The sequence below is a fragment of the Collimonas sp. GW821-FHT07E08 genome (genome assembly GCF_059418905.1).
In genome coordinates this window covers 218,551-231,360 of sequence record NZ_JBWKQR010000005.1, presented here as the reverse complement: position 1 = coordinate 231,360, position 12,810 = coordinate 218,551, and the positions used below count along the sequence as shown (strand labels likewise).

14 protein-coding genes are annotated in these 12,810 nt (G+C 61.9%); 3 read left to right on the top strand and 11 right to left on the bottom strand.

The genetic code is table 11. From position 1 onward, the window contains the following. Positions 1-55: 55 nt before the first annotated feature. Both AC07RZ_RS08755 and AC07RZ_RS08750 read left to right on the top strand, forming a co-directional pair. Positions 56-604, top strand: a complete 549-nt coding sequence (locus tag AC07RZ_RS08755) for a CcdC protein domain-containing protein (protein ID WP_494667660.1) — start codon at positions 56-58, stop codon at positions 602-604. A 36-nt stretch (positions 605-640) separates the two neighbouring features. Further along, positions 641-1,681 carry a 5'-methylthioadenosine/S-adenosylhomocysteine nucleosidase gene (locus AC07RZ_RS08750; RefSeq protein ID WP_494667659.1) on the top strand — a complete coding sequence of 347 codons (1,041 nt, stop codon included), beginning with the start codon at positions 641-643 and terminating at the stop codon, positions 1,679-1,681. Between the two features lie 39 nt (positions 1,682-1,720). Here the strand turns inward: AC07RZ_RS08750 and AC07RZ_RS08745 are convergent, their stop codons facing one another. From AC07RZ_RS08745 to AC07RZ_RS08695, 11 genes are all read right to left on the bottom strand, one after another. After that, entirely contained in the window at positions 1,721-2,434 is a 714-nt protein-coding gene (locus tag AC07RZ_RS08745) for a DsbC family protein (protein WP_494667658.1), read from the bottom strand. Between the two features lie 37 nt (positions 2,435-2,471). Further along, positions 2,472-2,999, bottom strand: coding sequence for a nuclear transport factor 2 family protein (locus AC07RZ_RS08740; protein ID WP_494667657.1), 528 nt, complete (start codon positions 2,997-2,999; stop codon positions 2,472-2,474). Positions 3,000-3,100: 101 nt separating this feature from the next. Further along, positions 3,101-4,030, bottom strand: a complete 930-nt coding sequence (locus AC07RZ_RS08735; RefSeq protein WP_494667656.1) for a hypothetical protein — start codon at positions 4,028-4,030, stop codon at positions 3,101-3,103. Positions 4,031-4,625: 595 nt separating this feature from the next. Continuing rightward, the gene (locus AC07RZ_RS08730; protein ID WP_494667655.1) at positions 4,626-5,771 is read right to left on the bottom strand and encodes a D-alanyl-D-alanine carboxypeptidase family protein; all 1,146 of its coding nucleotides are present in this window, start codon (positions 5,769-5,771) and stop codon (positions 4,626-4,628) included. A gap of 223 nt (positions 5,772-5,994) precedes the next feature. Then, positions 5,995-6,630, bottom strand: a complete 636-nt coding sequence (locus AC07RZ_RS08725) for an alpha/beta fold hydrolase (RefSeq protein WP_144738217.1) — start codon at positions 6,628-6,630, stop codon at positions 5,995-5,997. 42 nt (positions 6,631-6,672) lie between these two features. Further along, on the bottom strand, positions 6,673-6,993 hold the full coding sequence (locus AC07RZ_RS08720) for a (2Fe-2S) ferredoxin domain-containing protein (protein WP_041742684.1): 321 nt from the start codon (positions 6,991-6,993) through the stop codon (positions 6,673-6,675). A gap of 62 nt (positions 6,994-7,055) precedes the next feature. Continuing rightward, positions 7,056-8,225, bottom strand: coding sequence for a VanZ family protein (locus AC07RZ_RS08715; RefSeq protein WP_494667654.1), 1,170 nt, complete (start codon positions 8,223-8,225; stop codon positions 7,056-7,058). After that, entirely contained in the window at positions 8,225-8,836 is a 612-nt protein-coding gene (locus AC07RZ_RS08710; RefSeq protein ID WP_494667653.1) for an ABC-type transport auxiliary lipoprotein family protein, read from the bottom strand. The genes AC07RZ_RS08715 and AC07RZ_RS08710 overlap by 1 nt, the downstream gene beginning before the upstream one ends. Before the next feature lie 52 nt (positions 8,837-8,888). Further along, on the bottom strand, positions 8,889-9,836 hold the full coding sequence (locus AC07RZ_RS08705) for an MlaD family protein (protein ID WP_494667652.1): 948 nt from the start codon (positions 9,834-9,836) through the stop codon (positions 8,889-8,891). A gap of 27 nt (positions 9,837-9,863) precedes the next feature. Beyond that, entirely contained in the window at positions 9,864-10,634 is a 771-nt protein-coding gene (locus AC07RZ_RS08700; protein ID WP_494667651.1) for an ABC transporter ATP-binding protein, read from the bottom strand. Next, on the bottom strand, positions 10,634-11,758 hold the full coding sequence (locus AC07RZ_RS08695) for an MlaE family ABC transporter permease (protein ID WP_092395555.1): 1,125 nt from the start codon (positions 11,756-11,758) through the stop codon (positions 10,634-10,636). The genes AC07RZ_RS08700 and AC07RZ_RS08695 overlap by 1 nt, the downstream gene beginning before the upstream one ends. A 207-nt stretch (positions 11,759-11,965) precedes the next feature. Here AC07RZ_RS08695 and AC07RZ_RS08690 point away from each other — a divergent pair, with 207 nt between their 5' ends. Further along, positions 11,966-12,808 carry a biotin--[acetyl-CoA-carboxylase] ligase gene (locus AC07RZ_RS08690; RefSeq protein ID WP_494667650.1) on the top strand — a complete coding sequence of 281 codons (843 nt, stop codon included), beginning with the start codon at positions 11,966-11,968 and terminating at the stop codon, positions 12,806-12,808. Positions 12,809-12,810 lie beyond the last annotated feature (2 nt).

Below are 12,810 nucleotides of genomic sequence, written 5' to 3'. Positions count from 1 at the left end.
CCCTGGCATTAAACTGGGTTAGACTGGCGCGATCGGCCGCATTGGGGAGAAATCCATGGCAATTCCCGTTCATCCATCCTTGTATGTATCGCTCGGCATCGCCACGCTGGTGGTCTGGCGTTTGTATTCGCGGATCCGGCGCATGGTCGGCAGGCAGAAACTGTCGGCCGTGAGGCCGTGGATCACCATTTGCCTGTTTACCTGGCTGATGGGCATGCTGTCGCTGGCCTCCCTGGCGCATCCAGGCCATCTGGCGGCGGTCGCCGGCGGCATTGCCCTGGGCATCGGACTAGGCGTTTATGGCCACCGCCTCACCAAATTCGAACAAACGCCGGCCGGCTTGTTCTATACGCCCAGCGCCCACCTGGGCATTGCGCTGTCGCTGCTGTTCGCCGGCCGCATCGTCTATCGCCTGGCCCAGTTCTACCTGGCGCCGGGACCGCAGGTCTGGACCCCGAGCCAGTTTTCCGGCAGTCCGCTGACCTTGCTGATTTTCGGCATCCTGGCGGCTTACTATGTCACCTATGCGATCGGCCTGCTGCTCTGGCGCCATGGCCTCAAGCCGGGCGCTGGCGCGCCGCTTTCTGGGCCGGAAAATACCTGAACCACCAACCCTTTTTACCCTATGAAAGGAAAGCCCTTGCCTGCCCATGTCCCCGTATTGAAAATGCTGCGCCAGGCAGCTTGCGCCTTGCTGGCCGGCGCAGCCTTGACGGCCGCCGCCGGCGCGGCGCCGCCGGCAAAGAGCCATTGCCTGAGCGAATGCAAGCCGCGCATCGGTATCGTTTCGGCGTTCGGCGCCGAAGCCGATATCCTGCTGGAACAGACGCAGAAGAAGCGTGACTGGAAGATCAACGGCAACCGCTTCACCACCGGCGAACTGCGCGGCAACCAGGTGGTGATCGTGCTGAGCGGCGTCAGCGTGGTGAACGCTACCATGGTGACGCAGCTGATGATGGATCATTTCCATATCGAGCGCTTGCTGATGAGCGGCATTGCCGGCGGCGTCAACCCGGCCAGCCACGTCGGCGACGTTACCGTGCCGGAGAGCTGGGCGATGCCGATGGAAGTTTACTGGAACGGCGACGGCAGCTTGCCTTCGCCTTGCGGCGCGGCGGGCGATGTCAGCTGCCTGGGCGTCAAGCTGGCGGCCGACAACGGCAAGCCGCGCCCGGATTTCAAGTTCGATACGCCGAATGGACCGGTCAGCAGCGGCCTGTTCATGCGCGACAATTTCGTCATGAATGCAAGCAATGCGCCGCAAGGAGAATTCCGCTTCGAGTTCCAGGCCGATCCCGAGATGCTGGCGCTGGCCCGTACCTTGAAGCCAGGGCTGGCGAAATGCGGGCCGAAGAATCCATCCCTGTGCGTCAGCGTCCAGCCTGAGTTGCGGGTTGGCGGGCGCGGTGTTTCCGGCAGCGCTTTCCTGGCCAATCCCGGCTACCGGGCCTATCTGTTCGATAACCTGCAGGCGCAGGTGGTGGATATGGAAACCGGCGCTTTTGCCCAGGTGGCGTATGCCAACCGTGTGCCATTCATTGCGTTCCGCAGCTTGTCGGACCTGGCGGGCGGCAATGATTTCAAGGATGTCGGCGCCTTCTTCGGCAGCGGCCTGGCGGAGACCAACGAGGCTAATGTCACGCTGGCCTTCCTGGAAGCCTGGAGCCGCCGCCGGCGCTGACCGGCGCCAGCCGGCGGCGTTTGCGGCAGGCTGTCCGGGCTACTTCATGGAAGCCAGTTTCTGTTCCAGGGCCTTGGCGTCAAGCGCGCTGCCGGTGCGGCTGCCATCCGAAAAATACACCGTGGGCGTGCCGACGATACGCAGCTTCTTGCCCAGCGCCAGCACTTTGTCGTTTGGCGTCGGGCAGGCGGCCGCTGCTGCGGCTTTGCCGTTTGCCATCCAGTCGTTCCACGCCTTGCTGCGGTCTGCCGAGCACCAGATATCGCGCGACTTCACCACCGAATCGTCGGACAGGATATTGAGCAGGAAAGTATAGATCGTCACATTGTCGATTCCCTGCAGGGTCTTGTGCAGGTTCTTGCAGTAAGGGCAGTTCGGATCCTCGAATATCGCCAGCACCCGTTTGCCGTTGCCTTTGACAGTCTTGACCGCGGCGTCGAGCGGCAGGTCGGCGAAATTGATCGCTGCGAGCTGGTCCACCCTTTCTTTGGTCAGGTCCTTGTAGGTGCGGGTATCGATGACTTTGCCGACCACGATGTAGTCGGCGTTTTCATCGGTGTAGAAGATATCGCCGTTGGTGCGCACTTCATACAAGCCGGCATAAGGCGTCTTTGTGATCGAATCGACCTTGATGCCGACGCCCATGCGCGGCTCGATCAGTTGTTTGATGCGGGCTTCCTGCGCGGTTTCGGCGGCGGCGCCGGCGGCCGCCAGGGCGAGCAGCAAGGGCAAGGTATTCTTGAAGCAGGTCATGGCGTTTCCATTGCTAAGAAAGAGACAGGGTTCAGCGTCAGATTTTTTTCTTGGCGTCGATGGCGGACGGGTCTGCCCCCGGCACTTTCTTGTGCTGCGCGTCGGCCGGCGCCGCGTAGCGGGCTGCCAGTTTCCAGTCGCCGTCGACCTGTTTCCAGGTATCGACGACAAATATGTTCTTTGCCAGCGGGCTGGCGGCGGGAACATCCAGCGACCACAAGAAGCTGACGACCATCAGATTGCCGTATTCATGGACTGCCATCTGTTGCACCTGCGATGCAAACGGCGCCTGCTTCAAGGCGCTGGCGATCCATTCCGCGCGCGGCGTCGGCCGGGCGGGAGCGGCGGCGGTGCGCAGTTCATAATCGTCGGCAAGGCGTTTATCGATGACACCGCTGTTGCGCTGCTGGACAGCGTCATTCAATTCGTTTTCCAGCGTGCTGAAAATCTGCACCGTGCGGGTGACGGTCGGTATGGTTCTCTGGAGCGGAGCGGCGGCTTGCTGTGCGAAGCCGGATAGCGGATTTGCCAGCAGCAGCGCCAGCAGGAGAGGAAATTTTTTCATGGCATGGACTCGGGCGGTTGAATCGGAAAGAGCATCAGCTGAAGCTCCGCCGCAGAGCGCTCCGCGGCGGAATTCCATGTTACATCACGGCCGTCTTGCCATCACGGATAGTGCTGGGCGCAAGCCTGGCTTGGCAGCAGCGTCCAGTTCTGCTGGATCAGATACTTCATGGTGCCGAAGGTCTGGTTGTAGGCAGAACCGTTGGCAGCGGTCGACGTGGCGCCGAAATTCCATGCGCATTTGTCGCCGTTTTCCATGCCGTTGGATAACGCGTACCAGGCATTGCCGTCCGGATCGGTAGTCGTTTCTTCAAGTTCATGCGCAATGATGCTGGCCATCGCATCCGCGCCCGGCGTGTTGTTCGGGCTTGGCGTATTGGCGCCGCACGAGCTTGCGCACTGGGTTTCAGGATTGCCGATGAAGGCGTACTTGATATCCTGGCCGTTGATCGTGGCGTTGGTATGCCAGCCGCAATACTGGGTGCAGAAACCCGAGGTGGCGGTGGTGTTCTTGTCGGTCAGCACGAAGTAGACGCCGTTCACATCCAGCGGCAGCGCGCCGGAATTGATCTTGTTGGCGACGATGGTTTCGATGTTGGCGTCGGACAGCTTGGTGCCGAGCGAGCCGCTGTCGGTAGTGGTGCCGGCATAGTTGACGACGTTTTGCACATGCGTGCCGGCCTTATTGGTGTACGTGGTGTTGATGTTGAAGTATGGAGAACCGCCGATGTGGTTGCCGAGGTTGGTCAATACATTCTGCGAGGCGCTATCCCAGGTGCCGTACCAGATGTAGTAAACGTTCTTTGGCCCGGTCATCACCGGACCGCCCTGGTTGGTCAGGTTGGCGGTGCGCTGAGCCCTCAGGGTCGCCATCTTTTGCGCATGGGTCTGCACGTCCAGGTCGAGTTCGCCCCAGCCCTTGCCGGTCGGCTTGTAGACCGAGTCGCCGGATCCCTTGACTGCGCCTGCAAGTGCGACGCTGGCGTAAGCACAAGACAAAGCCAGCACGACTAATTTGCGATTCAATTTCATTGCATCTCTCCATAGTTGATGTGAATTGACATAGCCGGACGTCCGATCGGGAGCGTCCGGTTACCGCATCTGCAGCGAGATTGCGTCCCGCTGCAGCTCGACGCACAGGCGTGCCGCCACCTGCCATGGCGGAACGACGGCTGCGTCTAAGACAACCCGGGCGTGCAGAGCGCCAGGATTGAAATTCGGTATAGCGAAAAATTGGAAGCTAGAAGCTAGAAGCTAGAAGCTAGAAGCGAAGAGGCGGAGCGAGCGGCCTTGACGTGGCGTGATAGGCGTACGGCTGGAAACCAATGAAGCTGAGCATCATGTCATTCCTCCTGTTGTACAGCCATGTGCTGGCGCCGCATTGTGGTGGGCGCCGCATCATTTTGTCGTGGCCAGGGTTGGTCACGGGACTGCAGTGTATCCCCACATTTTGCTCTCGGACAATCTATTTAATTGTTACGCGGAAACAAAATTGTAACCAGATGATACAGAGTGATACAGTTGTCCAGCCATTGCATGCGAATGATTATTGGTAAAAAAAATGACAGCCGCGGCTGTCATTTTTTTGATGGGACCGGCAGGGCGGCAAGCCCTGGGTGCGCTGCCTTTATTTGAACAGCAGACGGATCGAATCCCAGGCGCGGCCGAAGATGGTGGCCTGGGCCACGTCTTCCAGCGCCACCACCGGAAACTCGGCAATGGTCTTGCCGTCGGCGTTTATCTTGACCGTGCCGACCTTGGCGTTCTGCTGGATCGGCGCGATCAGCGGATCGGTGCGTTCCAGCACTGGCTTGATCTTCTCTGCGACGCCTTTCGGCACGGTGACGTAGACGTCATGCGTGAAGCCGATCTTGATCTGGTTCTTGGCGCCTTTCCAGACTTGCGGCGTATCGATTGCCTGGCCCTTGGCGTACAGCTTGACGGCATCGAAGTTCTGGAAACCCCAGTTCAGCATTTTTTGCGCTTCCTGGGTACGGGTACCGTCGGAATTGGTGCCGATCACGACCGCCAGCAGGCGGCGGTCGCCGCCGGCGTTCGGACGCTTGGCGCTGGCGATGATGGAATAGCCGGCGCTGCTGGTGTGGCCGGTCTTCATGCCGTCGACGGTCGGGTCCAGCCACAGCAGGCGGTTGCGGTTAGGCTGGGTGATCTTGTTGTAGGTGTATTTCTTGGTCGAATCGATCTTGTAGAACTCGGGGAAATCGACGATCACGTGGGCCGCCAATGTCGCCAGGTCGCGCGCGGTGGAGTAGGTGTCGGCGCTCGGCAAGCCGTGCGGATTGCCGAAATGCGTGTTCTTCATGCCCATGCGTTCGGCTTCGTGGTTCATCAGCGCGACGAAGGAATCTTCAGTGCCCGCGACCGCTTCCGCCAACGCCACCGCGGCGTCGTTGCCCGACACCACCATCAAGCCGTACAGCAGGTCGTTGATCGACACCGGCGTCGCCGGATCGATGAACATTTTCGAGCTGCTCGGATCGACCTTCCAGGCGCGCACCGAAACATTGACCATCTGGTCGAGGCTGATTTTCTTGGCCTTGAGCGCATCGAAAACCACATAGGCGGTCATGATCTTGGCCAGCGAGGCCGGTTCGATGCGCATGTCGGGATCTTGCGATGCCACTACCTGGTTGCTGGTGGTATCGAGCAGCAGCCACGATTTGGCGGCTACTGTCGGCGGCGGCAATGTCTGGGCAAAGGCAACGGATATGGAAAGGACAGTGGCAGCGAGCGCCGCGAGTATTTTTTTCATGGAGTATCGAGTAATGAAATCAGTAGCGATAGAGCCGCATCATGTGAACAACGGGTGTGGACGATGAGCAACTTTATCTGCTTAAGGGGTTGAAAAATGCGTAAGCGGAGGCGGCAAGCAAACAACCGCATACAACCATGCCGACAGAATTATAGCCCCACTGCCTCCCCGGACGGCTTAAACACAATGCCGGCATGCTTGCATCGTCCTTAAGCCGCGTCTTTTAGCGACGCCACATTTCGACCATGAGATTCTTGATATGTTGCAGCCGGCGATGAAAAAAATGATCGGCGCCGGGAATCACGATTACCGGGATGTCTTGCGGACGCGCCCATTCGAATACAGCCGTGAGCGGAATCGTATCGTCCAGCTCGCCGTGGATCAGGATGCTGTCGGCCGGCACGGTCGGCATCGGCCATTTGCCGGCGGCGGTGCCGACCAGCACCAGCCGCTCGGCCGGCGTCCCGGCCTGGTTCAGGCGCTGCTGCAATTGCGCCTGGACGAAAGTGCCGAACGAGAATCCGCCGAGCACCAGCGGCAGGTCGGGATACTGCTGGCGCATGTGGGCCAGCAGCAGCGCCATGTCGTCGGTTTCGCCGCGGCCTTCGTCATGCACGCCTTCGGATTTGCCGACGCCGCGGAAGTTCATGCGCACCGTGGCATAACCCAGCGCCAGGAAACCGCGCGCCAGCGTATGCACCACCTTGTTGTCCATGGTGCCGCCGAACAGCGGATGGGGATGCGCCACCAGCGCCAGGCCGCGTGGGACGGCGAAGGTTGCGGGGTCGGGCAGGTCTAGTGCGCATTCGAGCCGGCCGGCTGCGCCGGCGATGAAAAAGGGAAGCGTTTGGGCGTTCATTGCGTTGATGATTCTGAGTGATGGTGACGGAATGCGTGCTGCCTAGATTTTCAAGCGTTCGACAATCTTGCCGCCGACGATATGGACATCGATGATTTCGTCGATGTCTTCATTGTCGACGTAGGTGTACCAGACGCCTTCCGGATAAATCACCAGCGCCGGCCCTTCTTCGCAGCGTTCGAGGCAGCCGGCCTTGTTGATCCGCACCTTGCCTTCGCCGGCCAGGCCGAGCTGCTTGACGCGGCGCTTGGCATGTTCCTGCGCGGCCTGGGCGCCGGCGTTGGCGCAGCAGACGCGCTCGCCGGGTTCGCGCTGGTTCAGGCAAAAAAATACGTGGTGTTCGTAAAACGGCTTATCGCTCATGGCAGGATTCTGGAATAGTTGACCAATACAGACGGGAATCATACACCGCCGCCATTTTGATTTCAGGAGCGGGGCTGCCGCGAGTCGTGCTGCGCCAGCTCGCGGCGCCGCTTGTGCATCGGATGGAACAGGAACCACAGCGTGCAGAACGGCCACAGCAAGGCCAGGAACTGGGCGACGCCGTTGAAGTTCAGGAATTTCCCCTGCGACCAGGTTTGCACGGTTTCGGTGTAATACGGATTGTCCGGCATGATATTGACCAGCAGCAGCGATATGGCCAGGGTCAGCCCGGCCAGGCGCCGCTGCGCCAGCTGCGGCGCATAGGCCAGGCCGCTCAGCATGAGGCCGCCGATCAGCAGGCCGCCGAATGAGCCGGGGGTCAGCCAGACGAAGGCGTTGTCGGGCGCGAACAGCAGCGCCGTCGCCAGGATCTTGGCCATCAGCGTGAGAAACACCAGCAGCAAGGTCAGCGGCAGTTTCGGCGCCTGCTGGCGCAGCAGGATCAGGAAGGTCAGGGCGGCCCCGGTCAGGCCGCAGGCGGTGATGATGGTCTCGGTCAGCCAGTACTGGTCGGCGCTGAACTGGATATCGTTGGTCAGCCAGGCTTGCAGGTCGATCGGCTGTTCCAGCAGGTCGGACAGCCAGGTCGACAGCATGGAGGTGAACTGGCCGAAGCCGAACAGGTGGCTGAGCGGATAAATCTGCGCCAGCGGCCACAGCGCGACCACCACCATGCCCTGGCTGGCTTCCCGGTTGAACCAGTGCTCGCGCAGCTGCAGCAAGCGGCTGTCGGGGCCGAAGCGCGGCCGCAGGATGACGCCCAGCACGGCGCCGAGCAGGGCGCCGGCGCTGTTGGTCATCAGGTCCAGGTTGGAGGCGACGCGGGTCGGCAGGAAGGTCTGCACGGCCTCCATGGCGCCCGAGACCAGGATGCCGGCCAAGGTCGCCAGCAATACCGACCAATACGGCGACCAGCGGCGCGAGCGCGGCAGCGACAGCACCATCAGCATGCCCAGCGGCAGGTAGCCGGCGATATTGGTCCAGACATCGAACACGGTCCAGTAATGCGGCAGCGGCGCGCCCAGGTAGGCGAAGGCGGTCAGGCCGAGGTCGCGCCAGCCGGCAAACGGATACCAGCTGGCGTAGATGATCAGCAGCAGGTAGATCAGCAGGCTGACGCGGGCAAACGACGGCGCGGCTGAAGAATTTGAGGCGGTTGCTTGTTGCGTCATTATTTTTTCGGCGCCACTGTCGCCAGCCAGCTCATCAGGTCATCGATCACGCCGTCATTGGCCGCCACGAAAGCGCTGGCGGCGCCGGCAGCGTCGGCGCTGGGAGTCGCGGCCTGGCGGCTGAAGCTCTTTTGCGCCAGCAGCGTGCGGCCGTTGAACAGCGAAGCCCGGACCTGCAGCGTCGCCAGGCTGTGCGAGGGAGTATCGAAGGTTTGCGTGAAATCATCCATGTCGATGCGCAGCAAAGGAATATTCAGCGCGGCGTCCGACATCGCCAGCACCGTGCCGCCAGCCTGGGCCAGGCGCGATTTCAGGCGCTGCTGGAACAGCTGCGCCGGCGGCATGGTCCAGCGGCTGGCGGCGTACGGCCGGGGCTGCAGCTGGTTGGCGTAGGCCAGGCGGAAATACATCATGTTGTTGTCCAGCCAGGCCGGCGCATTGACGTCGGCCACGCTGACGGCGGGCAAGGCTGGCGCGGCTGGCGCGGCGGTCGCGGCTGCGGGGGGCAGCAGGCCGAGGTCGTATTGGGTCGGCGCGTCGGCCTTGCTGGCGCAGCCCGCGACCAGGGCAAGCGCAAGGAACGACGACAGGGTTTTCAGGATAGCGGTCATGGCATGCCTTTAATCGGTTGGCGGCAGGGTGCGATCCCTGCCGCGCGTATGTTTATTTGCCTGGAGCGACAAAACCCGCTTCGCCGGGTCCGGGAGGCAGCGGCTTGCTGCCGAACAGGATGCTTTGCGGCTGCTGGTTGAGATGGTCCAGGGTCTGGTTCAGGCTGCGCATCGACGAGCGCGCTTCCGTGGTCAGCACATTGAAACGCGGCAGCGTATCGTATTCGACGCCATTGGCGACCGAGCCGATATTCTGCACCGCCCCGGCCAGGTTGGCGACAGCGCCGTCCGGTCCCTGCAGGCTGGCGGTCAAGGTGTTGAGGTTCTTGCTGAGCACCATCATGTTGTTGGACAGCGCCGTGACCGAGGCCAGCGCCTGGTTCAGCTGGCCGGTCAGGGCCGGCAGCTGGTTCAGGGTCGGCTGCAGCTGCTGCGGGATGCCCTGGTATTCATTGACGGTCTTGCTGACGTCGCTGAACGCTTTCACCATGGTTTTCTGGTTCTCGGGATCGAGCAGGCTGTTCAGTCTTTCCACCGTATCGTTGGCGCGCGACAGAATCACCGCGCCCTTGCTCTGCAGGTTGTCGAACAGGCTCGGCCGCAGTTCTATGCGTGCCAGGTGCTGCTTGCTGCTGTCGAGCTTGAGCGGCTTGCTGCCGTCGTCGTCCAGCTGGATATAGGCGATCCCCGTCACGCCCTGGTAGCCCAGGGTGGCGAAGGTGGATTGCGTCATCGGCGTATCCGGATTGACCTTGATCTTGATCAGGATCTGCCCCGGCGATTTCGGATCGAAGGTGATGGTGTCGACCTTGCCGGCATCCAGGCCGCGGTAACGCACGTCGGCTTGCGGATTGAGGCCCGGCACCGACAGCTTGGTGGCGATTTGGTAAGGGATCCGTTCCACCCGGTCGCTGTTGAACCACATGACGCCAAACAGCGCCGCGATCAGCAAGGCCACCGTGAACAGTCCGGCGATCAGGGCATGCGCTTTATTTTCCATAAGACTTCCTATTTACGCTTTCTGCATTTATCCGCACGTTTCGTGCTCAAAACGGTTAGCAGTAAGAAAAAATGTTTCGATGAACGGATGCCGCACTTTCATCACGCGCTCCGGCGTGTCGTAGGCGATCACATGCTTGTCCGCCAGCACCGCGATCTTGGTCGACAACGCCAGCAGCGGCTCCAGGTCGTGGGTGATCATCACTACCGTCAGGCGCATGTCCTTGTGCAGCGAACGGATCAGCTCGATAAAAGCGGCCGACGATGCCGGATCGAGCCCGGCTGTCGGTTCGTCGAGAAACAGCAGTTCCGGTTCCAGCGCCAGCGCACGCGCCAGGGCCACCCGCTTGACCATGCCGCCGGACAGGTCGGACGGCATTTTCAGCGCATGTTCAGGGCCGATGCCGGCCATCTGCAGCTTGAGCAGGGCGGCGTCCCGGATCAGCCGGTCCGGCAAGGCGCGCAACTCGCGCATCGGCAACGCCACGTTGTCGAGCACGGTCAGCGCCGAAAACAGGGCGCCCTGCTGGAACAGCATGCCCCAGCGGTTTTGCAGCGCGTACATCTGGTCGACATCGGCCTGGCTGATATCGGTGCCGAACACCATCACCTTGCCCTTGGTCGGCCGGTTCAGCCCGAGTATCTGGCGCACCAGCGTGGTCTTGCCGGAACCGGAACCGCCCACCAGGCCGACGATTTCGCCGGCTTCTATGCGCAGGTCCAGGTCCTGGTGGATCACCGCCTGGCCGAACTGGGTCCAGAGCTTGTCGATCTCGATGATGGTTACATGTTCGGCCATCAGAATCCCACGCCGCTGAAAATGATCGCAAATACCGCGTCGGCCACGATCACGATGGTGATGGCGGTCACCACCGAGGTGGTGGTGCCGTGCCCCAGGCTCTCCGTATTCGGCTCGATGCGCAGGCCGAAATAACAGGCCACCATCGCAATCAGGCCGCCGAACACCGCGCCTTTGCCGAGGCCGATCAGGTAGTTGGGCAGCGGCACCGCGTTCGGCAGCTGCTGCAGGAAATAAGTCGGCGACAAACCCAGCTGCAACTGCGCGGCGACCATCCCGCCCAGCAGCGCGATGGCGTCGGTCCAGATTACCAGCAAGGGCATCGCCACCAGCAAGGCCAGCACGCGCGGCAAGATCAGCCGGAAGCCGTGCGGCAAGCCCATCACCAGCATCGCGTCGAGTTCTTCGGTCACGCGCATCACGCCCAGCTGCGCGGTGATCGCCGAACCGGAGCGGCCGGCCACCAGGATCGCCGCCAGCAACGGCCCCAGTTCGCGGATGATGCTCATGCCGAGGATGTTCACCAGGTAGATATCGCCGCCAAAGGTGTGCAATTGCTGCGCCGACAGGAACGACAGCACCACGCCGATCAGGAAGCCGACCAGCGCCGTAATGCCCAGCGCCTGGTAGCCGACGTGGTAGACGTTGGCGGAAATCTCTTTCCACGGCGCCCGCTGCGGCGCGCGCACCATGCGCAGGAAATCCAGCACCAGTTGTCCCAGCAGGGTGATAAAGCCGGACACATGTTCCAGCATCTCGGCGCCGATGTCGTAGATCACGTTGAACAGGCGGCGGCGCGGCGGCTTGGGCGGCAATGCCAGGGTGCCGGCGCTGGCCAGGCGCTGGAAAAAATCGCGGTGCTGCGGCGCCAGGGTCAGTTGCCTGGGCCGGGTTTTGCCCCATGCGTTCCACAAGAATTGCGCGCCGATATGGTCCAGCGTGCCGATCCCCGACAAATCCCAGCGCAATGCGTCGTTTTTCCCGCCCAGTTTTCTCAGCTTGGCCTGCAATTCCCAGATCACTCCCGGCTGCGTCAAGGCATGCACCTGCCAGTTGCCGCGGGCGGCTACCAGGCTGCCATCTTTAAGATCGAGAACAGGAGTAGTGGAATCTGGGTTCGGCATCGTGTCAGTTTAAGGGAGAATTGCTTTCCAGACTATTACAGCAGTGATAAAACCGGGCCGGCAACGCCGTTCGGACAAGCGATTTAACGATTCCCAGAGAAATATGCCATACGGATTAGCGGCGCCGTTGTTTTTTATTGTGTTTTCATGGGGAATCCCGCGCATGGCGAGCCGCATTCCGGCATAACTCCCGCTACAATGCGCGGCATGACTGTCCAATTTATTGCACCAATTTCGCCCGCGAGCCATTTGTCGGCCGCCCGCATCACCGCATTTGCCGGCTACCACGCTGAACAGTGCCAGATCGAGGTAGTGGCCGAGACCGGCTCCACCAATGCCGACCTACTGGCGCGCGTCGCCAGCGGCCACCGCTCCAGCGCGCTCGGCGCGCCGACCTTGCTGGCGGCGCAGACGCAGACCACCGGCCGCGGCCGCGCCGGCCGCGCGTGGCTGACGGCGCCGTCGTCGGCGCTGACGTTTTCGCTGGCCTGGCCGTTTGCCGCGCCGCTGCAAACGCTGGTCGGCCTGCCGCTGGCGGTGGGCGTGGCGATTGCCGAGACCCTGGCCGATTTCGGCGTCGAGGTCCAGCTGAAATGGCCGAACGATGTCTTGCAAGGCGGCCGCAAGCTGGCCGGCATCCTGATCGAAACCGCGACCGCGCCGGACCAGCAGCTTTGGGCGGTGGTCGGCATCGGCATCAATCTCGCCATGCCGGAACAGTTGCAGGAACAGATCGGGCACCGCACCGCCAGCCTGCCGGCGACGGCGGCGCAGGACCGCGACCTGCTGCTCGGATCGCTGCTGAGTGCGCTGGCGCAGACCATGCGGCAATTCGAAAACGCCGGCCTGGCGGCTTTCGTCGAGCGCTGGAACCGGCTGCATGCGTTTGCCGGCCAGCAGGTGCTGATCCTGGACCAGGGCAAGACGCTGCACGAAGGCCGCGCGCTGGGCATCGACCAGATCGGACGCCTGTTGCTGCAAACCGATGGCGGCAGCAGTCCGATTGCGATCATGGCCGGCGACATTTCATTGCGGCCGAAGGAAGACTGAAC

Bases quoted from the DNA above. Each gene is read 5' to 3' on its own strand.
- AC07RZ_RS08755 (WP_494667660.1), top strand. From the start codon at position 56: ATGGCAATTCCCGTTCATCCATCCTTGTATGTATCGCTCGGCATCGCC.
- AC07RZ_RS08745 (WP_494667658.1), bottom strand. From the start codon at position 2,434: ATGACCTGCTTCAAGAATACCTTGCCCTTGCTGCTCGCCCTGGCGGCC.
- AC07RZ_RS08740 (WP_494667657.1), bottom strand. From the start codon at position 2,999: ATGAAAAAATTTCCTCTCCTGCTGGCGCTGCTGCTGGCAAATCCGCTA.
- AC07RZ_RS08735 (WP_494667656.1), bottom strand. From the start codon at position 4,030: ATGAAATTGAATCGCAAATTAGTCGTGCTGGCTTTGTCTTGTGCTTAC.
- AC07RZ_RS08730 (WP_494667655.1), bottom strand. From the start codon at position 5,771: ATGAAAAAAATACTCGCGGCGCTCGCTGCCACTGTCCTTTCCATATCC.
- AC07RZ_RS08725 (WP_144738217.1), bottom strand. From the start codon at position 6,630: ATGAACGCCCAAACGCTTCCCTTTTTCATCGCCGGCGCAGCCGGCCGG.
- AC07RZ_RS08720 (WP_041742684.1), bottom strand. From the start codon at position 6,993: ATGAGCGATAAGCCGTTTTACGAACACCACGTATTTTTTTGCCTGAAC.
- AC07RZ_RS08715 (WP_494667654.1), bottom strand. From the start codon at position 8,225: ATGACGCAACAAGCAACCGCCTCAAATTCTTCAGCCGCGCCGTCGTTT.
- AC07RZ_RS08710 (WP_494667653.1), bottom strand. From the start codon at position 8,836: ATGACCGCTATCCTGAAAACCCTGTCGTCGTTCCTTGCGCTTGCCCTG.
- AC07RZ_RS08705 (WP_494667652.1), bottom strand. From the start codon at position 9,836: ATGGAAAATAAAGCGCATGCCCTGATCGCCGGACTGTTCACGGTGGCC.
- AC07RZ_RS08700 (WP_494667651.1), bottom strand. From the start codon at position 10,634: ATGGCCGAACATGTAACCATCATCGAGATCGACAAGCTCTGGACCCAG.
- AC07RZ_RS08695 (WP_092395555.1), bottom strand. From the start codon at position 11,758: ATGCCGAACCCAGATTCCACTACTCCTGTTCTCGATCTTAAAGATGGC.
- AC07RZ_RS08690 (WP_494667650.1), top strand. From the start codon at position 11,966: ATGACTGTCCAATTTATTGCACCAATTTCGCCCGCGAGCCATTTGTCG.